The sequence below is a fragment of the Kitasatospora sp. NPDC043950 genome (assembly GCF_056435345.1).
In genome coordinates, this window is record NZ_JBWKER010000016.1 from 49,213 (window position 1) to 74,833 (window position 25,621).

The 25,621-nt window shown below is 74.3% G+C and carries 15 protein-coding genes and 1 tRNA gene; 9 read left to right on the forward strand and 7 right to left on the reverse strand.

Annotated features, from left to right (window positions below; genetic code table 11):
• Positions 1-7: 7 nt before the first annotated feature.
• From AC07BF_RS13495 to AC07BF_RS13505, 3 genes are all read right to left on the reverse strand, one after another.
• Complete coding sequence (locus AC07BF_RS13495; RefSeq protein WP_478333385.1) at positions 8-9,667, reverse strand: amino acid adenylation domain-containing protein; 9,660 nt, start codon at positions 9,665-9,667, stop codon at positions 8-10.
• Positions 9,668-9,795: 128 nt separating this feature from the next.
• Positions 9,796-11,169 (reverse strand): serine hydrolase domain-containing protein, encoded by a 1,374-nt coding sequence (locus tag AC07BF_RS13500; RefSeq protein ID WP_478333386.1) that lies wholly within the window; start codon positions 11,167-11,169, stop codon positions 9,796-9,798.
• A 10-nt stretch (positions 11,170-11,179) separates the two neighbouring features.
• Positions 11,180-12,187 carry an SAM-dependent methyltransferase gene (locus AC07BF_RS13505; RefSeq protein WP_363623121.1) on the reverse strand — a complete coding sequence of 336 codons (1,008 nt, stop codon included), beginning with the start codon at positions 12,185-12,187 and terminating at the stop codon, positions 11,180-11,182.
• A gap of 256 nt (positions 12,188-12,443) precedes the next feature.
• Between AC07BF_RS13505 and AC07BF_RS13510 the strand changes: the two genes are divergently transcribed.
• The 9 genes from AC07BF_RS13510 (at position 12,444) to AC07BF_RS13550 (ending at position 21,691) form a co-directional block, all read left to right on the forward strand.
• Positions 12,444-12,641, forward strand: a complete 198-nt coding sequence (locus AC07BF_RS13510; protein WP_400803893.1) for an MbtH family protein — start codon at positions 12,444-12,446, stop codon at positions 12,639-12,641.
• A 43-nt stretch (positions 12,642-12,684) separates the two neighbouring features.
• The gene (locus tag AC07BF_RS13515; RefSeq protein WP_400803896.1) at positions 12,685-13,647 is read left to right on the forward strand and encodes a TauD/TfdA family dioxygenase; all 963 of its coding nucleotides are present in this window, start codon (positions 12,685-12,687) and stop codon (positions 13,645-13,647) included.
• A gap of 264 nt (positions 13,648-13,911) precedes the next feature.
• Entirely contained in the window at positions 13,912-14,676 is a 765-nt protein-coding gene (locus AC07BF_RS13520) for a DUF4097 family beta strand repeat-containing protein (RefSeq protein WP_400326935.1), read from the forward strand.
• A 3-nt stretch (positions 14,677-14,679) separates the two neighbouring features.
• Positions 14,680-15,576, forward strand: a complete 897-nt coding sequence (locus AC07BF_RS13525; RefSeq protein WP_363623113.1) for an ABC transporter ATP-binding protein — start codon at positions 14,680-14,682, stop codon at positions 15,574-15,576.
• Positions 15,576-17,180, forward strand: a complete 1,605-nt coding sequence (locus AC07BF_RS13530) for an ABC transporter permease (protein WP_400803900.1) — start codon at positions 15,576-15,578, stop codon at positions 17,178-17,180. Before AC07BF_RS13525 ends, AC07BF_RS13530 begins: the two co-directional genes overlap by 1 nt.
• 198 nt (positions 17,181-17,378) lie before the next feature.
• Positions 17,379-18,632, forward strand: a complete 1,254-nt coding sequence (locus AC07BF_RS13535; RefSeq protein ID WP_400803903.1) for a sensor histidine kinase — start codon at positions 17,379-17,381, stop codon at positions 18,630-18,632.
• Positions 18,629-19,306, forward strand: coding sequence for a response regulator transcription factor (locus AC07BF_RS13540; RefSeq protein ID WP_363623107.1), 678 nt, complete (start codon positions 18,629-18,631; stop codon positions 19,304-19,306). Before AC07BF_RS13535 ends, AC07BF_RS13540 begins: the two co-directional genes overlap by 4 nt.
• Positions 19,307-19,548: 242 nt before the next feature.
• Positions 19,549-20,544 carry an ArsR/SmtB family transcription factor gene (locus tag AC07BF_RS13545; protein WP_400803907.1) on the forward strand — a complete coding sequence of 332 codons (996 nt, stop codon included), beginning with the start codon at positions 19,549-19,551 and terminating at the stop codon, positions 20,542-20,544.
• A gap of 190 nt (positions 20,545-20,734) precedes the next feature.
• Entirely contained in the window at positions 20,735-21,691 is a 957-nt protein-coding gene (locus AC07BF_RS13550) for a TauD/TfdA family dioxygenase (protein ID WP_400326951.1), read from the forward strand.
• Between the two features lie 71 nt (positions 21,692-21,762).
• Here the strand turns inward: AC07BF_RS13550 and AC07BF_RS13555 are convergent.
• From AC07BF_RS13555 to AC07BF_RS13570, 4 genes are all read right to left on the reverse strand, one after another.
• Positions 21,763-21,836, reverse strand: a tRNA-Thr gene (locus tag AC07BF_RS13555).
• Positions 21,837-21,918: 82 nt separating this feature from the next.
• A complete protein-coding gene (leuE, locus tag AC07BF_RS13560) occupies positions 21,919-22,584 on the reverse strand; it encodes a leucine efflux protein LeuE (protein WP_400326991.1) in 666 nt (221 codons plus the stop codon).
• 89 nt (positions 22,585-22,673) lie between these two features.
• Entirely contained in the window at positions 22,674-24,293 is a 1,620-nt protein-coding gene (locus AC07BF_RS13565; protein WP_478333387.1) for an alpha/beta hydrolase, read from the reverse strand.
• 140 nt (positions 24,294-24,433) lie between these two features.
• On the reverse strand, positions 24,434-25,555 hold the full coding sequence (locus AC07BF_RS13570; RefSeq protein ID WP_400986181.1) for an alpha/beta hydrolase: 1,122 nt from the start codon (positions 25,553-25,555) through the stop codon (positions 24,434-24,436).
• Positions 25,556-25,621 lie beyond the last annotated feature (66 nt).

Sequence of the window (25,621 nt, forward strand, 5' to 3'; positions counted from 1 at the left end):
ATGCTCCTCATGCCTCGCTGCTCGTGCCGGTGTCCGCCAGTCCCTCGGCGGCCAGGATGTCCGCCAGGACCTTGTCCTCGATGAGCGCCGCCAGCTCGGAGACGGTCCGGGCCGTCATGACCTCCCGCGGCGACAGGGAGATCCCGAACGCCCTGCGGACGCTCGCCATCACGCCCAGGCTCCGGATGGAGTCCCCGCCCAGGCCGATGAAGTCGTCGTCCGGGCCGACCTGCGCCACCTCCAGGACGTCCGACCAGATGTCCGCCAGGGCCTGCTCGGTGGGCGTCAGCAGCTCCCGCGGTTCCGGTGCCGCGGGCTCGGCGGGCCGTTCCGCGGGTCGGCCGAGCGCCGCCCGGTCGACCTTGCCGTTGGGGGTGAGGGGCAGCGCCGGGACGAAGGCGAAGCCCGCCGGGACCATGTGCTCGGGCAGCAGCCCGGCCAGGAAGCGGCGCAGCTCGGCCGCGTCCGGCGCGTCCGGGCCGCCGGTGGTCACCACGTGCCCGCCGAGCACCCCGTCGGCGACCGTGGCAGCGGCCGCGGCGACGCCCGGGTGGCGGGTCAACGCGCTCTCCACCTCGCCGAGTTCGATCCGGAAGCCCCGCACCTTCACCTGGTCGTCGACCCTGCCCAGGTACTCGATCACGCCGTCGGCGCGGCGCCGGGCCAGGTCGCCGGTGCGGTAGAGCCGTCCGCCGGGCGCACCGAACGGGGCGGCGACGAACCGCTCGGCGGTCAGCGCCGGACGGCCCCGGTAGCCGCGGGCCAGGCCGTCGCCGCCGAGGTACAGCTCGCCGGTGACGCCGTCGGGCACCGGGCGCAGCGTGCCGTCGAGCAGGTGGACCCGGGTGTTGCGGATCGGCCGGCCGATCGGGACGGCGCCCGGGGCGAGCGGCTGCCCGGGCTCGGCCCGGTACACGATGCAGCCCACGGTCGCCTCGGTCGGCCCGTACTCGTTGATCACCGCGCTGCCGGGGTGCCGGGCCCGCCAGCCGGCGAGGCTCTCGCCGGGCAACTGCTCGCCGCCGACCACCAGGTCGGCCGAGCCGGCCGCCACGTCGGGCAGGCGCTCCAGCAGCGGGAGGTGACTGGGCGTCGCCTTGACGAAACCCACCGCGGTGCCGGCGGCGGCCAGTTCGGCGAGCGCGTCCGGCTCCAGTGGGGACACCACGACCGTGCCGCCCTGGGTCAGCGGGGTCCACAGCGCGGTGACGGTGAGGTCGAAGGCGATCGAGGAGTGCAGCAGGGCCGAGGTGCGCAGGCCCGGATACGCGTCGGCGGCGTGGGCCAGGTAGTGCGCCAGCGAGGCGTGCTCGACGACCACGCCCTTGGGGGTGCCGGTCGAACCGGAGGTGTAGAGCACGTACGCGGTGTCCGCCGGGGCGGGTCGGACGACCCCTGTGTGGTCGTACGGGCCGGCCAGGCCCGCCAGGTCCACCAGGTCGACCGGGCAGCCGGCCGGCGCCTCGCCGTCCAGAGCCGCCGCGCCCTCGGCGTCCGCCAGCAGCCGCACCGGACCGCACTCGGCGAGCAGGGCGCCGAGCCGCCGGGCCGGGTGCTGGAGGTCCAGCGGCACGTATCCGGCGCCGGCCTTCCACACCGCGAGCAGGGTCACCACCAGCAGCACGGAGGGCCGCATGGCGACGGCCACCACGTCCTCGGTGCCGACCCCGGCGGCGCGCAGCCGGGCGGCCAGCGCGTCGGAGCGCGCGGCCAGGTCGACGTAGTCGAGGCGGCCGTCGGGGCCGGTCAGCGCGAGCGCCGCGGGAGTGCGCCGGGCCTGGGCGGCGATCCGCTCCGGCACGGTGGTGCGGTCCACGGCGATCGCGGTGTCGTCGTGGCCGGTCAGGTGCCGCCGCAGCTCGTCCTCGGTCAGCCAGGGCAGGTCCACCAGCCGGGTCGGTGCGTCCCGCTCCGGCTCGGCCATGCCGCCCAGCAGCAGACCGAGCCGGTCGGCGAAGGTCCGCACCGTCCGCTCGTCGAACAGGGCGGGGTCGTAGGCGAACGAGAAGGTCAGCCGCTCGGTCGGGTAGACGCCCACCGCCACGGGATAGTTGGTGGTCTCGGCGTCGGCGCTCACGTCGCGCAGGGCGAGGCCGCCGACGGTGAGCGCGGCGTCGTCCACCGGGTAGTTCTCGAAGACCAGCACGCTGTCGAAGAGCCTGGCCGGGGCGGCGATCCCGCTGCGGGCCTGGATCGCGGTGAGCGGCAGGTGCTCGTGGACGCGGGCCCGCACCTGCTCCTGCTGGAGCTCGCGCAGCCAGGGCCCGAGCTCGGCCCGCGGGTCCGCGAGGGCACGGACCGGCAGGGTGCCGATGAACAGCCCGACCATGTCCGGCGCGCCGTCGAGGTCGTTGGGGCGGCCGGAGACGGTCGCGCCGAAGCAGACGTCGCCCTGCCCGGACAGCCGGGACAGCAGCAGCGCCCAGGCGCCCTGGACCACCGTGTTCACGGTGACCTGCCGGTCCCGCGCGGCCCGGTAGACCCGGGCGGACAGCTCGGCCGGCAGTTCCACCCGCAGCCGCGCGGAGGACCTGACCCGGTGCTCGCCGGTCGGCCTGCGGTCGAAGGGCAGCGGGGTGGCGGTGGTCAGGCTCGCCAGCCGCTCGGTGAAGTACCGCTGCGCCTCGTCGGTGTCCCGAGCGAGCTGCCAGGCCACGTAGTCGCGGAACGGCGGCCGCTCGACGGCGGCGGACGGCCGGCCGGCGCGCAGCGCCGCGTACTCGGCGAACAGGTCGGAGAGCACCTGGTAGAGGCTCCAGCCGTCCAGCAGCGCGTGGTGGAAGGTCCACAGCAGGTGGAGCGAGCCGCTGTCCAGCCGGGCCGCGGTGAGCCGGGTGAGCGGGCCGTCGGCCAGGTCCACGCCGAGCGCGCGGTCGGCGGCGAAGAGCCGTTCCAACGCCTCGGCCCGTCCGGCCTCGTCCAGTCCGCTCCAGTCCAGCACGGTCAGCGGGGTGGGGACGGTCCGCAGCACCCGCTGGACGAACCCGCCGGCCCCGGTGTCGGCGACCGTGGTGCGCAGCACCGGGGTTCGGTCGACGGTGTTGCGCCAGGCGCGTTCCAGCAGGTCGACGCGGTCCACGCCGTCCAGCACGAAGGCGAACTGGGCGAAGTAGGCGTCCTGACCGCCGGTCTCGGCGGCGGCCTCCAACGAGTGGAAGAGCATGCCGGCCTGCATCGCGGTGAGCGGGTAGAGGTCCGCCACCGCTCGGCCGTCACCGGCCAGCCGGTCCACCGCGGTCTGGTCCAGCCGCAGCAGCGGGAAGTCCGAGGGGGTCCGGCCGCCGGCTCCGGGTTCGCCCGCGTGCGCGGCCAGCGCGCGCAGCGCGTCGGCGGTGGCCTCGGCGAGGCGCCGTACGGTGGCCTCCTCGTGCACCTGGTCGGAGTACTGCCAGAGCAGCTCCAGGGCGCCGTCGTCGCCGAGGACGGCGATGACGTCGAGCAGGTGGGGACGGACCGACTCCGGGGACTGCCGCAGCCACATCCGTGGCCGGGTGCCCGCCTCGAACGGGCCGCCCTCGGGCAGTTCCTCGAAGCGCCCGAGGTAGTTGAAGCTCACCTCGGGCGCGCGGTCGCGCTCGGTGCGGTGGGCGGCCGCGTCGCGCAGCGCGCCGTGGCCGAGGCCGCCGCCGGGGACGTCCCGCAGTCGCTGCTTGACGGACTTGAGCACGGCCGGCCAGCCGGCGGCCGGGTCGGGCAGGTCGAGGGCGACGGGGTACACGGCGGTGAACCAGCCGACGGTGCGGGACAGGTCGGTGCCGTCCCGCTCGGCCCGGCCGTGGCCCTCCAGGTCCACCAGCACCTTCGGCAGGCCGGTCCAGGCGGCCAGCGCGGTGCCGAGCGCGCTCAGCAGGACGTCGTCCGGGCCGCCCCGGTAGCGGGCCGGGAGCTCCCGGAGCACCGCGTCCGTCTCGGCGGCGGTCAGCCGGACGGTCAGCGTGCGGGTCGAAGCCGCGGTGTTGGCGCCTGCCCGGTCGCGCGGCAGCCGGGGCGTCGCCAGGTCCGGCACGCCGTCCCAGTAGGCCCGCTCGGGCTCGAACTCGCCGGCGGCGGTGCGGGTTTCGAGGTCGAGCGCCCAGGCCCGGAACGAGGTGGTCTTGGCGCCGAGCCGCACCTCCCGGCCGACCGCGGCCTGCCGGTAGGCGTCGGCGAGGTCCTCCAGCAGGATGCGCCAGGAGACGCCGTCGACCACCAGGTGGTGGGCCGCCAGCACCAGCACGTCCGGGCGCCCGGTGTCGCCGCGCAGCAGGGTGGCACCGAACAGCGGGCCCTCCGCGAGGTCGAACTCCTCGACCCGCTCGGCCGTGTCGTCGATCCGGCGGTCCTGCTCGTCGACCGGCAGGCCGGCCAGATCGACGACGTGCAGCAGGGGGCCGCCCGGGCCGGGCGCGTGGTGGCCGACGGCCCCGGTGAAGCGCAGCCGCAGGGCGTCGTGCTGCGCGAACAGGGCGCGCAGCGCCCGCTCCAGGGCCGACTCGTCGACTCCGGGGGCCAGTTCGACCCGGACGGTCTGGTCGAAGTGCCCGGGCCGGGCCGGGTCGGTGCCGTGGAACCAGCGCTGGATCGGGGTGAGCGGCAGCTCGCCCTCGACCGGGCCCTGTTCGGCGGCGGGCGCCTCGTCCCGGGCCCAGACCGCCACGGCGGCGAGTGCGGCGACGGTCTGATGCCGCATCACGTCGCCGGAGCGCAGGGAGAGCCCCTCGGCGCGGGCCCGGGCGGCGACCCGCATGGTGAGAATGGAGTCCCCGCCCAGCTCGAAGAAGTTGTCCTCGACACCGACCTGTTCCACGCCGAGCAGTCGGGCCCAGGTCTCCGCGAGCAGCCGCTCCTTCTCGTCGCGCGGCGCCAGGTAGGCCCGCCCGGCGTCGGCCTCGGGCACCGGCAGGGCGGCCCGGTCGAGCTTCCCGGCGGCGTTCAGCGGCAGCGCCGGCAGCGTGACGAAGGCGGACGGCACCATGTACGAGGGCAGGTGCTGCGCCAGCGCGGCGCGCACCGCGGCGGTGTCCGGGCGCTGCTCGGCGGCCCGGGGCACCAGGTAGCCGACCAGGCGCTTGGAGCCCGCGCCGTCCGGCAGTGCCAGGACGGCGGCGTCGGCCAGCTCCGGCAGCCGCAGCAGGGCGGCGACGATCTCGCCGGGCTCGATCCGGAAGCCGCGCACCTTGACCTGGTCGTCGGCCCGGCCGAGGAACTCCAGCACGCCCTCGGGCAGCATCCGGGCCAGGTCGCCGGTGCGGTAGAGCCGCTCGGCCGGGTCGAAGACCGCGGGGCCGAACCGCTCGGCGGTCAGCTCGGGCCGGCCGAGGTAGCCGATCGCCAGGCCGTCGCCGGCCAGGTACAGCTCGCCGGGCACGCCGTCCGCCACCGGCCGTCCGTCCTGGTCCAGCAGGTGGACCCGGGTGTTGGCCAGCGGGCGGCCGATCGGCACCGAGGCCCGCTCCAGGTCCCGCTCGGTGATCCGGTGGGTGGTGGCGAACACCATGGACTCCACCGGTCCGTAGCCGTTGACCAGGCGCAGCCCGGGGTGGCGGCGCAGCACCCGGCCGACGTGCTCGACCGAGACCGCCTCGCCGCCGGTCAGCACCTGGCGGAGCGTCCCGAAGACGCCCGGGTACTCCTCGGCCATCACGTTGAACAGGCTGGAGGACAGCCACAGGGTGGTGACGCCGTGCCGCTCGACGAGCTCGGCGATCGCCTCCGGCTCGGGCGTGGGGGCCGGCTGGAGAACGCAGCGGGCGCCGTGCAGCAGCGCGCCGAACAGCTCCAGGGAGAACGCGTCCCAGGAGATCGGCGCCGACTGCAGAACCACCTCGTCCGGCCCGAACCGGGCGTAGTCGGTGCCGACGAAGGTGCGCACGGTGGCGCGGTGGGCCGCCAGCACACCCTTGGGCCGACCGGTGGAGCCGGAGGTGAACATCACCGTCGCCGGGTCCTCGGCGCTGCCCGGGACGGCCGGGTCGGAGTCGTCCTCGGCGTCGGTGGCCGGGTCGGTGAGCGACAGCAGGACCGGGTCGCCCGCGGCGGGCCAGGCCGCCCGGACGGTCGCCTCGGCGTCGGCCCCGACGAGTGCGACCGGCGCGGCCAGGTCCTCGATCATCAGCCGCAGCCGCTCGACCGGCAGGCCGGTGTCGAGCAGCGCGTAGGCGCCGCCGGCCTTGAGCACCGCCAGCAGCCCGACGACCATCCCTGGCGAGCGCCGGGCGCAGACCGGGACGAGCGTGCCGCGCCCGACCCCGGCGGCTGCCAGTCGGCGGGCCAGCCGGTTGGCCCGGGTGTTGAGCTCGCCGTAGCGGACGGCGGTCTCCTCGTGCACCAGGGCGACGGCATCCGGGCGGAGCCGGGCGACGTACTCGAACAGCTCGTGGACCCGGGCCTCGCGCGGGTAGGTGGTCTCGGTGTCGTGCCAGTCGGCCCGGGCCCGCCGGGCCCCGGCGTCCTCCGCGCCGACCAGGGCGAGCTCCCCGGCGGGCGCGCCGGCGTCGGCGACGGCCGACCGGAGCAGGCCGAGCAGGTGGTCCGCCAGCCGGGCGACCGTGGCAGCGGTGAACAGGTCGGTGCTGTACTCGATGCCGGCGCCGAGCGTGTCGCCGTGGTTCCAGAACTCGAAGAGCAGGTCGAACCGCGAGGAGGATCGCGGGAGTTCGGCCTCGGCCAGGTCGAGCCCGGCGGCCGCCGCCCCGGGGCGCAGCAGCGGTTCCTGGTAGGTGACGGCGGCCTGCACCAGCGGCATCCGGCCCGGTTCGCGGACCGGACGCAGCGCCTCGACCAGCCGGTCGAACGGCACCTCGCCGTGCTCGACCGCGACCAGGGTGGACTCCCTTACGGCGTCGACGAGTTCACCGAACGGCCGGGCGGGGTCGAGCGCGGTGCGCAGCGGCACCAGGTTGGCGAAGAAGCCCTGGGTGTCGTCGTCCACGCCGTCGCGGCGGCCGGCGGTGGCGATGCCGAGCGCGAAGTCGCGCTGGCCGCTGTGCCGGGCCAGCAGGACGTGCACGGCGGCGGTCAGCGTCATGAAGACGGTGGCCCGACGGGCCCGGGACAGGGCGCGCAGCCCGGCGGCCAGCTCGGCCGGGACACGGAACCGGTGCAGGGCGCCGGCGCCGGTGCGGGCCGCCGAGCGCGGCCGGTCGGCGGGCAGGTCGAGCGGCGGCAGGTCGGCGAGCCGCTCGCGCCAGTACGCGATGTCGGCGTCCCAGGCGCCGGCCCGGGCCCGTTCGCGCTGGTCGGCGGCGTGGCGGGCGAACTGGTCGGGCGCCGGCGCCACCGGGCCGAGCGGCCCGTGCACGGCCCGGCCGTAGAGCTCGAAGAGCTCCCGGAGCAGGGCGCGGGTGGACCAGCCGTCGGTGACGATGTGGTGCTGGTCCAGCACCAGCACGTGCCGCCGCCCGGGCAGATGGATCAGCAGGGCGCGCAGCAGCGGCCCGGCCACCAGGTCGAACGGACGGGCCGTCGCCTCGGCGAGCAGTCGCTCGTGCTCGTCCGCCGCCTTCCCGGCCGACAGCGCGGTGAGGTCGACCACGTCGAGCGCGGGCTCGCCGGGCTCGTGCACCACCTGCACGCCGCCGTGCTCGCCGGCCCGGAAGGTGGTGCGGAGCACCTCGTGCCGGGCGAGCACCGCGCCCAAGGCGGCGCGCAGCGCCGCGTCGTCCAGTTCGCCGGCCAGCTCGATGCCGACCGCGGCGCCGTACCCGGCCAGGGCCGGGGCGGCGTCGTGAAGGAACCAGAGGCTCTCCTGGGCGAAGGACATCGGCACGGTGCCGCCGCGGCCACGCGGCGCGCCGTCGCGCGCGACGGCCCCGACCGGGGCGGGGATGTACCCGGCCGGTCCGACCAGGGCGGCGACCGCGCCCGCGGTCGGCGCGGCGAACAGCTCGCGCAGGCTCGGTGCGGTGCCGAACTCCGCCTTCAGCCGGGCCAGGACGCGGGCGCCCAGCAGCGAGTCGCCGCCGAGGTCGAAGAAGTCGTCGGTGGTCCCGACACCGGTGGTGCCGAGGGCCTCCTCCCAGATCCGGACCACGGCCTTCTCGACCGGGCCGTTCGCCGGCACGTGGGCGACCCCGCGGCCGGTCCAGTCCGGCGCGGGCAGTTCGGCGCGGTCCACCTTTCCGGAGGGGTTGAGCGGGAAGTGCCCGACCGGGACCACCGCGGAGGGCAGCAGGTGCTCGGGCAGGGTGCGGCGCAGGTGGGCGGCGAGCTCGGCCCGGGTGGGCGCGGCCAGGCCCGCCTCCGCGCGAACGTGGACGACCAGTCGGCGGTGGCCGCGCTCGTCCTCGGGTGCTCCGGCGGCGGCCTCGGCGACGGCCGGGTGGGTCAGCACGGCGGCCTCGACCTCGCCCAGCTCGACCCGGAAGCCCCGGATCTTGACCTGGTCGTCGGTCCGGCCGCGGTAGCGCAGCACGCCGTCCGCGGTCCACTCGGCGAGGTCGCCGGTGCGGTAGAGGCGGCCGCCGGCCGGTCCGTACGGGTCGGCGACGAAGCGCTCGGCGGTCAGACCGGGGCGGCCCAGGTAGCCGAGCGCCAGCCCGTCCCCGGCCACGTACAGCTCGCCGACGGCGCCGGGGGCGACCGGCCGCAGCCACTCGTCGAGGACGTGCACCCGGGTGCCGGTCACCGGGCGTCCGATGTCGGGGGCGGTGCCGTCCCCGGGGATCGGGTCGCTCATGGTGGCGCAGACGGTGGACTCGGTCGGCCCGTACCCGTTGACCATCAGCCGGCCGGGCGCCCAACGGGCCGCGACCGCGGCGGAGCAGGCCTCGCCGGCCGTGACGACGGTGACGCCGGCCGGGACCGCCCCGTCCGGCAGGGTGGCGAGCACCGCAGGCGGCAGGGTGACGTGGGTGATCCGCAGTTCGGCCAGCAGGTCGGCGAAGGCCGGACCGGGTACCAGCCGCGCGGCATCGGCCAGGACCAGCGTGCCGCCGGTGAGCAGCGCCATGGAGAGTTCGAACACCGAGGCGTCGAAACTGGGGCTGGCGAACTGCAGCACCCGGGAACCGGGGCCGGCCGCCAGCTGGGCGACGTGCTGGGCGGTGAGGGCGGCGAGGCCGTGGTGGGGCACGGCCACGCCCTTGGGGCGCCCGGTGGATCCGGAGGTGTAGATGACGTACGCGGCGTCCAGCGGGTGTCCCGGCCCGACCTTCCCGGCCGCGGCCGGGTCGGTGTCCGGGCAGCCCGCCAGCGCCTCGGCGACGGCCGGGTCGGCGAGGTCCAGCACGGCCGACGGGCCGTCGACGGCCCGGACCGAACCGGCGCCGTTGGTGAGCAGCAGCCGCGGCGAGGCGTCGGCGAGGACGTAGGCGACCCGCTCGGCCGGGTAGGCCGGATCGACCGGCAGGTAGGCGGCGCCGGCCTTGGTGGTGGCGATGGCCGCCAGCACGAGATCCGCGCCGCGGGCCATGCCGAGCGCCACGATGCTGCCGGGGCCGACGCCCCGGTCGATCAGCAGGTGCGCCAGCCGGTTGGTCCGGCTGTCCAGCTCGGCGTACGAGAGGGTGCCGACCCCGGACACCAGGGCGGGCGCCCTCGGGGCCCGCTCGACCTGCCGGCGCAGCAGCTCGGGCAGGGTGCCGGCGGCGGGCGCCGGCGGTCCCGCGTGCCACCCTGCCGCCTCCGCCGACGCCGGGTCGGTACCAGTGATGAGCCGTGCGTCCGGGGAAGCCGCCTCGTGCGACATGGTTGTGTCTCCTGCCCTTCGGTCTGCTCTGCCCGTTCAGCCGCCCGGCCGTCCGGTCCGACGACGGCTTCGGACTCCCGCGGGTCGCGGGAGTCCGGAACACGCTGGTTACTGCCGTGCGCCGCCGCTCACCACCGGGCCGCCAGGCGCCCGCCGACCTGCATGCGGTCGATCCGCCCGGTGTCCGGGTCCCGGTGGAAGCGGCCGGTGTAGCCGGTCCGCTCGGTGGTCAGCTCGACGACCGAGAACGCCAGGTCCGACCGGACGGCGAGCCGGGCGAACGGTCGGCCTCCCTGGTCGAGCCGCAGGCCGTCCGGGTCATGGACCAGGCGGTACTCGGTGGCGCCGTTGCGGTAGGTCCCCGCGCAGTCGGCGAGGAGGTGGTCGGGGGCCGGCGGCGCGTCGCCGCGCAGCCGGGTGAACGGGTGACTGCCGACCTCGATCCCGGCCCCGCCCAGTTCGGCCAGCAGGTCGTCCCAGAGCGCGAGTCCGGTGCCCGCGTTGGTGGTCAGCGCGACGACCGTGCCCTCCTGCGGGTCGACCCGCAGGTGGCAGGAGGTGCCGTCGCCGGTGCCGTCGTGACCGACCCAGGTCCGGCCGTCCGGGGCCAGGTAGTGCGCGAGGCCGAGGCCCCAAGCGTCGGCCAGGCCGAACGCGTCGGTGTTCGGCTCGATCCGGCGCATCGTCTCGGTGACCCGGGGCGGCGGCAGCAGCGGCCCTCGCGGGCGCACCGGTTCGTCCGCGAGCAGGGTGCCGAACCGCAGCAGGTCCGCGGCGGCGAGCGCGAGCGCGCCGGCCGGCGCCTCCACCGGCGGCAGCAGCTGGGCCACCGGGCGGGCGGTACCGTACGCCGGCTGCGCGGCGTGCCCGGGGACGTGCCCGGCGGCGGCGCCCGAGCCGGTGACGAAGGCCGCGCGGATGCCGAGCGGACGCAGCAGGACCGAGGTGACGGCCTCCTCCCACGGCATGCCGAGGGCCAGTTCGGCGACCCGGCCGGCCGCCACCAGCCCGACGTTGGAGTAGGAGAAGGCCGTGCCCGGCGGGCAGACCACGGCCGCCGCGGCCTCCCTGAGGTACTGGTCGCGGTCGGCCGGCGGCTGCTCGGCGGGGTGGCTCCCGGGCAGTCCGCCGGTGTGGGTGAGCAGGTGCCGCAGCGCCAGTTCGCTCCCGAGCACCCCGGGCAGCGCCGCGAACTCGCGGAACTGCCCGCCGAGCGGGGCGTCCGGGTCCACCTCGCCCTCGTCCGCCAGGGTCGTCAGCAGCGCGGCGGTGAACGGCTTGGTGAGCGAGCCGACCGGGAACCGGGACTCCGCGGTGACCGGCCGACCGCTGTCGTAGCACTCCTCCCCGGCCGTCACGACCGAGGTCACGCCCTGGTGCAGGAGGGCGAGTTGGGCTCCGGGGACGGTGTGCCGGCGGATCAGTCGGTGCAGCAGCCGGCCGAGCCCGCCGGCGCTGGCCGGGTCGACGCTCCTGGTGGGGGGTGCCGAGGTGGTCGTCATGGTGTCGGGGTCACTCCAACTCGAAGACGACGGAGGCGGCGGGCGACTCGATCCGCTGCTCGCCGGCCAGCTTCCAGCCGGTCTCCTCGAAGACCCCGTACCACTCGTCCAGGGTGGGCACGTACACCCCCATCAGGTCGTGGGCGGACTCGAAGCCGAGGTTGAACAGCGGGATCCCGCGGTCCGGGTAGCCGACCGTGCGGGTGGTGTCGCCCAGCAGGAAGCGGCGCACGTTGGGGAACCGCTCGCGCAGGGTGCGCATCGACTTGACGGCGTTCTCGCGGGGCCAGAAGTCGTGGCCCATCATGAAGCAGGTGAGCAGCTCGACCTCCGCGAAGACGGGATGCGGGGCCAGGTCGCGAGCGTCCGCCTGGAGAGCGGTGATGCGGTCGGACAGGCCGGCCCTGGCCACCTCACGGGTGGTCATCTCGACGGCCGGGAGGCCGATGTCGAGGCCGAGGCCGCGGGTGCCCGGGTAGCGGTTGGCGATCTGGATGAGCCGCTCGCCGCTGCCGCAGCCGAGGTCGGCGGCGACCTTGAAGTCGAACGGCAGCCGGTCCATCGCGGCCCAGAACGCCGGGTCGAACGAGAACGAGGACAGCTCGCGGCAGGCGTAGCCGATGGCCGCGCCGTCCCGGTGGTAGAAGGAGCCGACCCGGTTCTCTTTTCGGAGCACCGAGGGCATTTCGGTGTAAAGACCGGAGCAGCCCCGGCTGAGCCAGTGGAAGTACGACCGGTAGGTGTTCACCTCGTCGAAGATCGGGCCGGGGCTGATCGTGCCGCCATCACGGGTGACGACTCCGACCGAGGCGAGCGCCTGGAACATCCCGCGGGACGCGACCGGGTCCAGCCCGAGCTTTTCCGCCAGTTCCTCCGCATCCAGAGAGGCGGCGCCGTTCAGCTCGTCGAGCGCGCCCACCTCCCAGGCTGCGGCAATTGCCCAGGATGCCACCGCCGAGTTGTAGATGTCGGCCGATGTCAGTTTTGCTCCGGGTATCGCCACTTCAGTGATCGACATGGATGCCTCCTGTTCGGTTTCCGGCAGGTGACATCAGTTTCGACCGGAACCAACAGCAGGCTCCAGCTCCTTAAGCAGGGCACGATAACCGCAGGTCAGCGCGATTTACCGGTCCGCCGCAGGCATTCGGCGAAGCGAAGTCGAAGGGTCCGTTTTCCGATTTAAGGCCTGACTTAACGAGCTTGTCAGCACGCCGAACCCCTTCCCAGCATGAGCGGTGCCAGTGCCGGCCCCACACCAGTTCAGGGAGAGACGAATGGGAAACCCGTTCGAGAATGCCGAAGGCACCTTCCGGGTTTTGGTCAACCAGGCGAACCAGCACAGCCTCTGGCCGGATTTCCTCGACGTTCCAGACGGTTGGTCGTCGACGTACGGACCGGACTCCAGGGAGGACTGCCTGCATTACATCGAGAGCAACTGGAACGATCTCCGCCCACGCTCCACCGCGTCCTGACCGGAAACCCCCAGGGCGCACCGACGCGAAAGAAAGGAAAGCGGTGTCCACGCTGCGGTTGCACGATGAAGAGCGCGACGAGATCGCGGTTCTCGCCGATGAATTCCTGGAGTCCCTGAACGGCGACCAGGACCCCTCGCGGATGTCCGCGGCTGCCACCGGCGCCGCCCAGCGGCTGCCGGAGCGGCTGCGGACCTTCCTCGCCGCGACCCGCACCGGCGAGGAGGCCATCACCGTGGTCTCCAACCTTCCGGTCCGGGCCGACCTGGAGCCCACCCCGCTCGGCTGGGAACCGGCCGCCAAGCTCGGCGCGGGCTGGCACGAGGAAGGCGTGCTGGCCCTGGTCGGCGCCGGGCTCGCCGAGCCGTTCGGCTGGACCAGCCAGCAGGCCGGCCGGCTGGTCCACGACGTCTGCCCCACCCCCGAGGACGACAACTCGCTGACCAGCGCCAGCAGCACCAGGGAACTCAACTTCCACACCGAGGACGTCTTCCACCCCTGCCGCAGCGACTACGTGGCCCTGCTGTGCCTGCGCAACCCCACCCAGGTGGGCACCACCTACGTCCGCGCCGAGGCACTCGACCTGCCTCAGAACGTCCGCGAGGTGCTGTTCCAGGAGCGCTTCCTGTTCCTCCCGGACGACTCCCACAACCTCGGCTCGCTGCCCGACAGCGCCGGCGACGGCTCGCAGCTCGGCGCCGTGCTGTTCGGCCCCCCGAACGCCCCCTACCTGCGCTTCGACATCGACTTCATGCGCCCGCTGCCCGGCGACGACGCGGCCGCCGAAGCCGTGGAGACCGTCCAGGCCGTCCTCGGCGAGCACGTGGAGCGGATCTCGCTCGCCCCCGGCGACCTGGTCTTCGTCGACAACTTCCGGGTGGTGCACGGCCGGGAGTCCTTCCGCTGCCGCTTCGACGGCACCGACCGCTGGCTCAAGCGGGTCAATCTCACCCGCGACGCCCGGCGAATCAGCGCCGTCACCGGAAAGCGGACCGTGCTGATCTGAGGTCGGAGCCGACGGCCCGCGACAACCGCTTCCGAACACCCCTTCCCCGCCCGCCCGGCACGGCCTTCACCGGCCCGTGCCGGGCGGGCGCTCTTTCCCCGGGGAATTCGTATAGTGAACCCCCGGTCCACCCCCGTCCGTTCATCCGTGCCGCCCCGGCCGAAAGAACGAGAGCGCGTCCTCGGCCAAAGGAACGAGACGCCCCGCCGATCTCTCCCGAAAGGCGGATGTCGCCGCCCCGGCCCCGCCGGGAGCATGACGGGTATGAAAATGTCGACCGCCAAGCTGGCCTGGGTGGCCCCGATCTCCGCACTGGCCATCGCACTCACGGGCTGCGGTGTGAGCGACGACCTGGACGCCCAACCCCGCAACGATTCCAAGGACTTCGGCTTCCAGGGCACGCACCTCACCGTGGACACCGACAAGGATGTGACCCTGGTGCCCGCCGACGGCACCACCCTCAGGGCCGACCGCAGGCTCGCCGGCCAGGCCGCGAAGGACGGCAACGCCGCCTGGACGCTGGAGGGCGAGACCCTCAAGCTGTCCGGCAAGTGCAGCGGCATCGTCCTCAACTGCAAGGCCCAGTACACCGTGCACGTCCCCAAGGGCGTGGCCGTGACCGTCCAGGGCAGCGGATCGGCCGGCATCACCGCCAAGGGCATCGACGGCAAGCTCGACGTGAAGACCGAGCAGGGCTCGGTGGACCTCGACGGCCTCGCCGCGCCGCTCACCGTCCGCACCGACAAGGGCAAGGTCGACGCGAGCGGCCTCTCCTCCGCCGACGTGGACGTCGCCAACGAGAACGGCAGCGTGAAGCTGACCTTCGTCAAGGCGCCCGACAAGGTCAAGGCCGAGTCCGACACCGGCAGCATCACCGTGCGGGTCCCCGAGGACGGCACCCGCTACCACGTCGAGGCCAAGGCCGGCTCGTCCAACCCCCACGTGGAGGTCGGCGAGGACCCGAACTCCGCCCACGCCATCACCGTCGCCTCCAAGGTCGGTGTCGTCCGCGTCAACACGAAGGACTGAGCGATGGAACTCCAGATCACCGATCTGACCAAGGAGTACCGCGGCGGCAAGCGAGCGGTGGACTCCTTCTCGCTGACCCTGCGCCCCGGCGTGCTCGGCCTGCTCGGCTCCAACGGCGCCGGCAAGTCCAGCCTGATGCGAATCCTGGCCACCGTCACCAAGCCGACCTCCGGCCGGGTGTTCTGGAACGGCACCGACATCGCCGAGAACCCCGGCCCGCTGCGCCGCACCATCGGCTACCTGCCACAGGACTTCGGCGTCTACCCGCAGCTGACCGCCCGCGAGTTCCTCTCCTACCTGGCCTCGGCCAAGGGGCTGCAGGGCCGTTCCGCGAACGCCCGGATCACCGAGCTGCTCGACCTGGTCAACCTCTCCGGAGCCGCCAAGCAGCGGCTCGGTTCGATGTCCGGAGGCATGCGCCAGCGGGTCGGCATCGCCCAGGCGCTGCTCAACGACCCCCAGCTGCTGATCGTCGACGAGCCGACCGTCGGCCTCGACCCGGAGGAGCGGATGCGGTTCAGCAACCTGCTCACCGGCCTCGGCTCCGAGCGGATCGTGATCCTCTCCACCCACATCGTCTCCGACGTGGCGGCCACCGCCGACCGGATCGCCATCATGGGCAAGGGCCGGCTGATCCACCACGGCACCCCGGAGGAGCTCCTGCGGCTCGCCGAGGGCTCGGTCTGGGAGCTCACCGTGGCCTCCGACCAGATCCCGGCCCTACGCTCGCGGTTCGTCCTCGGCGGCACCACCCGCACCCCGCAGGGCGTTCGCGCCCGGGTGATCTCCCCGCACGCGCCCGCCCAGCACGCCGAACCGGTCCCGCCGGGGCTCGACGACGCCTACCTGCTGCTGACCTCCGCCCCGGCTCCGGCCGTCCCGCAGGCGGTGGTGCGCTGATGGCGGGCACCGTCACCGCGCTCGCCCTCGCCGACTTCCGGGAGCGCCGACGCCGTCCCGCCTACCTGGTGGTCCTGCTCGGCACGCTCGCCCTGGGCCTGCTGGCCGCCCCGGTCGGCTCCTCGACCTGGCAGGTCTTCCAGATCAGCGGCTACCGGGGCCTGTACACCAGCGGCTACGTCGGCACCGTCACCGCGCTCGGCGGCGCTGTCTGGTTGGCGCTGGCCGGCTTCAACATCACCCGCGGCACCGTCCCCAAGGACGAGCGCAACGGCGTCGGCCAGATCCTCGCGGCCACGCCGATGACCCGCCCCTCGTACCTGTTCGGCAAGTTCTGCAGCAACCTGCTGGTGCTCGGCTCGATGCTGCTCGCCCTCGCGGTGACCGCGTTCGGCGTGCAGCTGGTCAAGGGCGAGTCGTACCACGTCGACGTCGTGCGCCTGCTGCTGCCCTTCGTCCTGATCACGCTCCCGCTGCTGGCCCTCGTCGCGGCCTGCGCGGTGCTCTTCGACACCCTGCCGGGCCTGCGCGGCGGCGTCGGCGCGCTGATCTGGTTCGTGGTCTGGCTGGTCGGCATCATGGCCTCCCAGGCCTCCGGCGCGTACGACCTGCTGAGCATGGAACGGATCAGCGAGTCGATGCGCCAGGCGATCTCGGCGGCCGGGCACCCGGCCGAGGCGGTGCGCTTCGGCGTCGGCCTCACCTCCGACGACAAGACCCCGGTCACCTTCGACTGGCAGGGCCTCGGTCTCGGCGATCTGGGCGGCGGCCTGCTGGCCAACGCCGCGTTGCTGGTGGCCGGTTCGCTGGTGGCCGCGCTGCTGTCGGTGCTCTGGTTCCGCCGCTTCGACCCGTCCGCCGCCATCGGCGCGGTCGGCGCGCTGGTCCCGGGCGCCAAGGGCGCGGCCGACCGGACCGGTGCCGAGCACGCCGACCACGCCGAGGAGCCGGCCGCCGGCGCGGGCACCTCCTTCGGCCTCGACCCGTCCCTGTTGACGCCGCCCCGGATGGGCTCGTCCTTCCTGCCCACACTGGTCGGCGAGGTACGCGTCCTGCTCCAGGGCATGCGCTGGTGGTGGCTGGGCACGCTGGCCCTGGCCGTGCTCGCCGCGTTCGTCCCGAGCGGGAACGTCCTCCACCCGGTGCTGCCGCTCACCGTGCTCTGGCCGGTGCTCATCTGGTCCCGGATGGGCAACCACGCCGGCGCCGGGAGCATCGACGACCTGCTCGCCGCCTGCCCGGCCGCAGGCCGCCGGCTGCTGGCAGGACTGCTCGCCGGGATCGCCGTGGCACTGGCCGTCACCGCGGTGCCGATCGTCCGGCTGATCGCCTCCGGCGACACCGGCGCGGCGGTCGCCGCCCTGGTCGGCGCCCTGGTGGTGCCCGCCCTGGCGATGCTCTGCGGGATCGTCAGCCGCGGTCCCCGGCTGTTCCAGGCGCTCTACCCGCTGCTCTGGTACGCGATGTTCAACCGCATCCCCGAGGTCGACTTCCTCGGCGTGGCGGAGGGCAAGGGCCCGGGCACGGCCGCGGTGGCCGCCGCCGCGGTGCTACTGGCCGCCCTGGCTCTCGGCGTGGACTCCGTACGGCGCGCCAACCGCTGAACCACCGCCCTCCGGGACAGGCCCGGCCGGCCCCGGCCCCAGGCCCGAGCGGCGCCCGGCACCCCCGTCCGGGCGCCGCTCCGACCGTCCCCGGCCAGCCGACGGCACCGACCGCCCGACCTACCCGCTCCCCCGCGACCTTCCGGCCTCCCGTTCCCTGATCGACCGTCCGACTCCACCGACCCGAAAGGCCGGCCCGTGCGGCTCCCCAGCCTCCGAGACCTCCTCGCCCAACCGGCCCCGGACCAGGCGTCCCCGGCGACGCCGGTGTCCACCCTGCCGCGCGCCGCCCGGGCCGCCCTGGCGGTCGGGTTCGGCGTGCTGTGGCTGCTGGACCTGGCCATGAGTCTGGACACCGCCGGACCACTGCTGCCGCTCGCCGGGCTGGTCCCGGCCGCCCTGGTGCTGTTCGGCCCGCGAGGCCGGCCCGAGCTGCGCGCCGGGGCGGCCGCGCTCTGGTCGCTGGTCTGGTCCGCCGTGGGCTTCGTCCGCGGCACCGAGCAGGACTCCCCCGGGCTGATGGAGCTGCTCGCGCTCAGCCTCCTGCTGATCACCACCGCCCGGCACATCCGCGCCCGCGCCGCCGTCCTCGGCACCTGCGCCGCCCTGGTGATCGCCCTGCTGGGGCTGGCCGCACGGGTCTCCCGCAGCACCTCCGGGACGGTGCTGACCGTCGTGCTGCTGGCCATCGTCGCCGGCGTCGCGATCGCCCTCGGCTGCTACCTGCGCGCGGCCGACACCCGCCGGCTCCGGGCCGTGGAACAGGTTCGCCGCGACGAACTGATCGACCTCGCCAACGACCTCAACGACTTCGTCGCCCACCACGTCACCGGCATCATCGTGCTGGCTCAGGCCGGCCGGGCGATCTGGCAGACCGCGCCACAGGAAGTCGTCCCGATCTTCGACGACATCGAGCAGGCCGGCAGCGAATCCCTGGAGTCGATGCGGCAGTTGGTCACCATGCTGCGCGAGGGCACCGACCTGGCCGCCGCCTCGCCGCTCTCGGGGCAGGGCATCGCGCACATACCCGTCATGGTGGAGTCCTTCCGCCGGGGCGGCGCCTCGGTGGACCTGCAACTGGACGAGGCCGCGCTCACCGCCCGGCTCGCCCCCGAGATCGCCACCACCGCGCACCGGGTGATCACCGAGGGCCTGAGCAACGTGCGCCGGCACGCCCCGGACGCCACCGGGGTCACCGTACGGATAGGCCTCGGCCCGTCCACCCTGGAGGCCACCGTGCGCAGCGGACCGCCGCGCGGGGGAACGGCCCGCAAGGGTCTGCGTGTCCCCCACCTCGGACAGCAGGACCTCGGCCTCCTCGGGCTCCAGGAGCGCGTCCGGGCGGTCGGAGGAACGCTCACCGAGCGCCCGGACGATGCGGGAGGATGGGAGCTGACGGCCCTGCTCCCCGTGAGGAACACGGACCCCAGCACTCGGAGGATGCCGGCATGACCATCAAGGTGCTCATCGCGGACGACCAGGACATGGTCCGCACCGGCTTCCGGCTGATCCTCGACAGCCAGCCCGACATCGAGGTGCTCGGCGAGGCCGCCGACGGCGCCACCTGCGTCGAACTCGCCCGCCGACTGAGGCCCGACGTCTGCCTGGTCGACATCAGCATGCCCCGGCTGAACGGCCTGCAGGTCACCCGGCTGCTGGCCGGCCCCGGGGTGAGCGACCCGCTGCGGGTGGTCGTGGTCACCACCTTCGACCTGGACGAGTACGTCTACGGCGCGCTGCGCGGCGGCGCCCAGGGCTTCCTACTCAAGGACAGCGGATCGACCCTGCTGATCGAGGCGGTCCGCGCGGTCGCCGCCGGCGACGCGATGGTCTCCCCCGCCGTCACCGTGCGGCTGCTCAAGCGGCTCTCCGCCGCCGGGCCCGGGGCGGCCCAGGCCGCCGCGACGACGCTCTCCCCGACCGTCCTGACCGACCGGGAACTGGACGTGGCCCGGCTGGTCGCCCGCGGCCGCACCAACCAGGAGATCGGCGAGACGCTGGCCATCTCCCTCTCCACCGTCAAGTCCCATCTGGCCAGCGTCCAGACGAAGTTGAAGGTTCGCAACCGGGTCGAGATCGCCGCCTGGGCCTGGGAGGGCGGCACCATGCAGCGGGGTGAGGGATAGGGACGACACCCAGGTAGAACACCCTCTGTTCGCCGCACCTCCACCGCCCCCACCCTTCCTGTCACCGAGTGCGACCCCCTGGCCCGATCCTGCGGATCTCCCGAACGGGGGATACCCCGGCGCGCCGGCGAACGGCGATGATTGCCCCCAGTCGAATGAGGGGGAACTTCGGCCGAACGTCCGCGTGGCCGAGTTCTCTTCGGGGGAAGGGGAACACGTTCGTGAGCCGCATCGTCTTTTCCATGGAGGACCTCGTCCGCGTCCGGGTCGCCGGACCACCGACAGCCGAGGCCGAGGCGGCGTTCGCCTTGGACAACTGGTCGAAGAACTCGGGTGGTTACTTCCGAAGATGGCATCAGACAGTCACCAACAGCGTACGGAGCCGAGAAGAGCTCCAGCGTCTGATACACCGCTTCGACCTTTCCGGACGGACCATCTGGGATCTGCTCGGCGCTCCGCCACCGCAGGTGGACGATCCGTCCGACCCGTTACCGCGGCTTCCGGAACGAACCACCGGTGAGGACCTCCCCTCCGGACCGGACGGCCTGGTCCAGGAGTTCGGCACGATCGCCGTCCTCCCGTACTGGCAGGCCATCCACGCCCGGCTGGTCCGCGACACCGACGCCTACCGGCAGATCATGAGCGCCTCCGGAGTCGAGACGCTGCTCCAGGCCCTGCACCCGCGCGTCCACTGGCGGGCACCGGTTCTGGAGGTCGAGGACGACCGGGACGAGACCATCGAGCTCAGCGGCCGCGGCCTGCTCATCACGCCGTCGCTGTTCCTGACCGCGCCCGCCGTGGTCCCGCCGCACGCCACCGTGGTCAAGGCCGAACCGGCCCCGGCCCTGGTCTTCCCGATACGCCCGGACTCCCGCGGGGACGCCGTGCTCGGCACCCGTGAGGCCGAGCGGCCGCTCGACCCCGCCCAGGGCGAGGCCCTCGCCAGCCTCGTCGGCAAGACCCGGGCCGCCCTGCTGGAGGCCCTGCTCAACGGCAGCACCAACGGCGAACTCGCCGACCGCGTCGGCGTCTCCAATGCCGCCGTCAGCCAGCACACCTCGGTCCTGCGGGCGGCCGGCCTGATCGCCACCCGTCGCACCCGCAACCTCGTCCTGCACACCGTGACTCCCCTGGGCCGTTCCCTGCTGAACGGCGGCACCCGTCTCCTGGCCCACCCCCCGGGCACGGCGCCGCACCGGAACGCGCCCCACGGCCGGTCCGTCCTGGCCGGCCGGTAGCCCTCGGCCCACCGCCGGGTCCGCGGCCCCACCGCGGCCCCGGCCCCGCGTTCGCCAGACGTTTTCGGGCCTCTCTTAATCGCCTGTCCCCGGCAGCGGCCAGGCGGCGAAGATGACAGCGTTCCCGATCCCCGACACCACCGCACAGACGAGGTGAGCCGCCGTGACGAGATCGCGTACGGACCTTGAAGTGTCCTTCCTCGAAGAGAGCGGGACGGTGCAGCCCGTCGCCACCGTTCCCGACCGGACGGAGCGCGGCGAGTGGCTGCTCGCCCACCGCCCCGAACTACGCCGACTGACCCTGCGCCACGGCTCGCTGAGGCTCATCGGCGCCGCAGTCGCCTCCACCGACGAGCTGGCCGGCGTGGCCGCCGTCCTCGGCGGCGGCGCCCTGGAGTACACCGAGCGCTCCACCCCGCGCTCGCGGGTCGCCGGCAGCGTCTACACCTCCACCGAGTACCCGGCCGACCAGCGCATCCCCCAGCACAACGAGAGCTCCTACTCCTCGCGCTGGCCGGACCACCTCTTCTTCCTCGCCACCCGCACCCCGAGCACCGGCGGCCAGACCCCGGTCGCGGACAGCCGCACCGTCCTCACCGAGCTCCCGGCCGAGCTGGTCGAGAAGTTCTCCGCCCTCGGCGTGCGCTACACCCGTGCCTACCACGACGGCATCGGCCTCTCCTGGCAGGAGGCCTTCCAGACCGAGGACCGCGGGCACATCGAGGCCTACTGCCGCGACAACGGCATCGCCTGGGAGTGGGAGGGCGACCTACTGCGCACCAGCCAGGTCCGCCCGGCGCTCACCCGGCACCCAGTGACCGGCGAGACCGTCTGGTTCAACCAGGCCCACCTCTTCCACATCGGCTCACTGCCCGCGAAGACCACCGAGGCCCTCCTCGCCGTCTTCCCCGAGCAGAACCTGCCGCGCAACGCCTACTTCGGCGACGGCAGCCCCATCGACGCCGACACCCTGGCCGAGATCCACGCCGCCTTCGACCGCACCACCCTCGCCCCCGACTGGACACAGGGCGACGTCATGGTCGTCGACAACATCCTCGCCAGCCACGGCCGAGCCCCCTACAAGGGCGACCGCACCGTCCTGGTCACCATGACCTCCGCCACCTGGGCCGACTGGCCCGCCCCCTGATCCCCGCCCCACTCCACCCCACGCACGCAAAAGCCCCAGGTCACGGCGAGTGAGTCCTGGGGCTTCTACAGAGCCGCCTGCGGGATTCGAACCCGCGACCTACGCATTACGAGTGCGTTGCTCTGGCCAGCTGAGCTAAGGCGGCGCCGTTGTCACGCGTGGTGGCAACGCGGGCCAGTCTACACAGGTTTCGCGGGTGATCCACACCCGGTTGGCGGGGGTGGGGGTCAGGCGGAGGAGACGGCGAGTTTGGCGGCGAAGCCGGCGAAGAGGACGGCGACGCCGCTGGTGAGGGTGGCGGAGAGGCGACGGCGGCGGCGGAAGGCGGTGGCGAGGGTGGTGCCGGCGAAGATCAGCAGGGAGAGGTAGAGCACGCTGAAGGTCTGCAGGATGCCGCCGAGCAGGCCGAAGGAGAGGGCCGGCTGTCCGTAGGCCGGGTCGACGAACTGGGTGAAGAAGGAGAGCAGGAAGAGGATCGCCTTCGGGTTCAGCAGGCTGATCACCAGGGCGCGGCGGAACGGGCGCTCGACGGGTTCGGCGGCCGGTTCGGCGGTGGCGGCGGGGTTGTCGGGGTTGTCGGCGGTCCGGCGTTCGCGCCAGAGCTGGCGGGCGGCGCGGAGCATGCCGTAGCCGATCCAGAGCAGGTAGGCGGCGCCGCCGAGCTTGACCACGGCGAAGACGGCCGGGTTGGCCTTGAGGAGGGAGGCGGCGCCCAGCGAGGTGAGGCTGATCAGGGTGAGGTCGCCGACGAAGACGCCGGCGGCGGCCTGGTAGCCGGTCCGGATGCCCTTGCGGGCGGCGACGGACAGCACGTACAGGGAGTTGGGGCCGGGCAGTAGGACGATGACGAGGGCGCCGAGGACGTACGTCGCCAGGTCGTTGACTCCGAGCACGGTGCGCTCCGGGGAGGGGAGGGGATGAGGGCGGGGGGCGCTCATCGTAACGTCGCACCGGCGGTCGGTTGAAGCGGAAACCATCCCGCCTACCGGGTGCAGCGCGCGCCCGGCTCCGGTGCCTCGCCCGCCAGCAGGTAGCGGTTGACCGCGCCGTCCACGCAGGCGTCGTGGTGCGCGTACGCGGTGTGGCCGTCCCCGTCGTAGGTGAGCAGGCGTCCGGACTCCAGTTGCCCGGCCAGCGCCTGGGCCCACGCGTACGGGGTGGCCGGGTCGCGGGTGGTGCCGACGACGACGATGGGGGCGGCGCCGGCGGCCCGGATGGTGTGCGCCGTGCCGGTGGCCCGGACCGGCCAGTAGGTGCAGGCCAGCGCCATCCACGCCATGTCGCGGCCGAAGTGCGGCGAGGCCTGTTCGAAGTCCGGCACGGCGCGCTGGACGTCCTCCGGCCCGGCGAACGGGGCGGGCAGGTCGAGGCAGTTCACCGCCGTGTTGGCGAACATCAGGTTGGGGTACGAGCCGTCCGCCTCGCGCCCGTAGTAGGAGTCGGAGAGCCTCAGCAGGCTGGTGCCGTCGCCGGCCTTGGCGTCGGTGAGCGCGGTGCGCAGTTTGGGCCAGAGGAAGTCGGCGTACATGGCCTGGATGACGCCGGTGGTCGCCTGGGCCTCGGTGAGTCGCCGGCCGTGGTCGGTGCTGGGCAGCGGGCTGGCCTGGACGGTGGCGAGCAGGGCGGTGAGCTGCTCGCCGATCTGCTGTTCGGTGCGGCCGAGCGGGCAGTCCTCGTGCTTGGCGCAGTCCTTGGCGAAGGCGGCCCAGGCCGTCTCGAAGCCGCCGGCCTGGGTGCGGTTGCCGGTGACCGAGTCGAGCGACGGGTCCACCGCGCCGTCCAGCACCAGCCGCCCGACCCGGCCGGGGAAGAGCCCGGCGTAGGTGGCGCCGAGGAAGGTGCCGTAGGACTTGCCGACGTAGTTCAGTCGCTCGTCGCCGAGCAGGGCGCGCAGCACGTCCATGTCGCGGGCGGCCTCGACGGTGCCGAGGTGGCCGAGCGCCGCCCCGGCGCGCTGGCGGCAGCCCTCGGCGAACTCCTTGTCGGCGGCGACCAGGGCGTCGATTCCGTGCTGGTCGCCGGGGGTGAGGTCGACGGCGGTGTAGGCGTCCATCCGGTCGCCGCTCAGGCAGGTGACCGGGTTGCTGCGGCCGACCCCGCGCGGGTCGAGGCCGACCAGGTCGTACCGGGCGCGCACGCCGCTGTCGTACGTCCGCGCGGTGGCCTCCAGGTACTCGACCGCCGAGCCGCCGGGCCCGCCGGGGTTGAGCAGCAGCGAGCCGAGCCGGCCTCCCCCGGTCCCCTCCTCGGAGCCCGAGCCCGAGCCCGCCGGGACGGCGGTGGCGCGGGCCGCCACCAGGGTGAGGTCGCCGTCGCCGGGGCGGTCGTAGTCCAGCGGCACCCGGAAGGCGGTGCACTCGAATCCGCCGTCGCACGGCTGCCAGTCGAGCCGCTGCGCGTAGTACGGGGCCAGCCCGGCCGGGACGGCGGCGGGCAGCGGCTCCAGCGGCGTGACCCCGGGCGCGGCCGGGCTGGACGGCCCGGCGCCCCCCGCCCCGGACGAACCCGCTGAACCCGAGGAACCCGAGGAACCCGCACCGCACCCGCCCGCCAGCAGCCCGACGGCGAGCGCCGCCGCCAGTACCCGCCCGGTGGCCCTCATCCGACCCCTCGCGATCATCCGAGCCCTCTCGATCGTCACCCAGGGTCGTCGCCCGGCGACCCGACTCGCATTGCACCACAGCACGCCGCCCGGCACCCGCTACGGGCACCGGGCGGCGACGCCCCGTCCGGGACGGCGGCTCAGGACGCCTTGGCCAGCGCGTCGGCCAGGTACTGCGCCGCCTGCCGGACGAGCCGCATCCGCTCCCGGTCGGGGGTGTAGTCCTGCACGTTGTCGGAGATCTTCACCTCGGCCTTGGCCGCCGGTCCGGCCCCGGCCGTGAGCGCGGCCTGGAGCTTGCGGGCCGCGTCCAGCCCGGCCGTGTCGGCCTTGGCGGCGGCCAGCAGGAGCTTCGCCGCGCTGCCGGCCGGGGCCTCGGCGCCGGCCTGGGTGAGCGCGGCGGCGTCGTAGCGGCCGGACACCGCGGCGGCGGCGCCGTACAGGTCGGGGCGGGACAGCACGGCGGCGGCGGCGCACGGCGCACCGCCCTCGACGCCGAGGGTGCCCCAGGAGGCCGGGCCGGGCGCCAGGATGCGGAACGAGGCGGCGATGGCGGCGCGCAGCGTCTCGTCGTCGGCGACGGCGGCCGGCGCGGCGGCGACCAGGTCGCAGGGGTGCGCGGTGCCGTTCGGCGCCTCGGGGGCGACCAGGATGAAGGGGCGGGCGCGGCCGGTCTGCAGGGCCGCGGTGAGGCCCTCGAAGACGTCCGGGACCTCGGCGTCGGCGGTCTTGCGCGGGGTGGCCGCCTGCATCACGACGACGGGGAAGCGCGCGTTCGGCTCCTTGGCGTACTGCGGCGGGAGCCAGACCCGGACGGTGCGCGGCTGCCCGTCCGGGCCGGGCACGGCGGACTGCAGCAGCTCGCCGCCGCCCGGCTGGCCGACACCGTCGAAGTGGCTCACGGCGGCGGAGGCCGCGGCCGGCTCCGCCACGACGGGCGGCGCCGGCTGCTGCCGGACCGCCGGTCCCCCGCCCTGGCCCGTACCCGCCGCGTCGACCACCGGCTCGGCCCGGTCCGATTCCTGGCTGCGGGGGGTCAGGCCGCCGAACGCCCCGAGCGCCGTGAGCAGCGTCAACGCGGTGACGCAGACCCCGCAGATCATCGCTCCGGCCGCCCGCACCAGCATCGGCCAGCGTTCACCGGCCAGTTCGTACGTCGCGGCGGCGCGCAGGTCGCGCCAGCGCTGGAGCGCGCCGCGGGCCAGCCAGATCCCGCCCAGCGCGGCCATCAGCAGAGGGATGACGAGGAGCGAACGAACCATGGGACGCACCGCCTCGGGAGGAGGGCCGGCGCCGGACGGGACCCGGTGCCGTACGGGGGCGACGGC

What these genes read in the sequence shown, in the direction of transcription:
- AC07BF_RS13570 (WP_400986181.1), bottom strand. Translation starts at nt 25,555, where the DNA reads ATGGTTCGTTCGCTCCTCGTCATCCCTCTGCTGATGGCCGCGCTGGGC.
- AC07BF_RS13530 (WP_400803900.1), top strand. Translation starts at nt 15,576, where the DNA reads ATGGCGGGCACCGTCACCGCGCTCGCCCTCGCCGACTTCCGGGAGCGC.
- AC07BF_RS13500 (WP_478333386.1), bottom strand. Translation starts at nt 11,169, where the DNA reads ATGACGACCACCTCGGCACCCCCCACCAGGAGCGTCGACCCGGCCAGC.
- AC07BF_RS13525 (WP_363623113.1), top strand. Translation starts at nt 14,680, where the DNA reads ATGGAACTCCAGATCACCGATCTGACCAAGGAGTACCGCGGCGGCAAG.
- AC07BF_RS13495 (WP_478333385.1), bottom strand. Translation starts at nt 9,667, where the DNA reads ATGTCGCACGAGGCGGCTTCCCCGGACGCACGGCTCATCACTGGTACC.
- AC07BF_RS13520 (WP_400326935.1), top strand. Translation starts at nt 13,912, where the DNA reads ATGAAAATGTCGACCGCCAAGCTGGCCTGGGTGGCCCCGATCTCCGCA.
- AC07BF_RS13505 (WP_363623121.1), bottom strand. Translation starts at nt 12,187, where the DNA reads ATGTCGATCACTGAAGTGGCGATACCCGGAGCAAAACTGACATCGGCC.
- AC07BF_RS13565 (WP_478333387.1), bottom strand. Translation starts at nt 24,293, where the DNA reads ATGAGGGCCACCGGGCGGGTACTGGCGGCGGCGCTCGCCGTCGGGCTG.
- AC07BF_RS13510 (WP_400803893.1), top strand. Translation starts at nt 12,444, where the DNA reads ATGGGAAACCCGTTCGAGAATGCCGAAGGCACCTTCCGGGTTTTGGTC.
- AC07BF_RS13545 (WP_400803907.1), top strand. Translation starts at nt 19,549, where the DNA reads ATGGAGGACCTCGTCCGCGTCCGGGTCGCCGGACCACCGACAGCCGAG.
- AC07BF_RS13540 (WP_363623107.1), top strand. Translation starts at nt 18,629, where the DNA reads ATGACCATCAAGGTGCTCATCGCGGACGACCAGGACATGGTCCGCACC.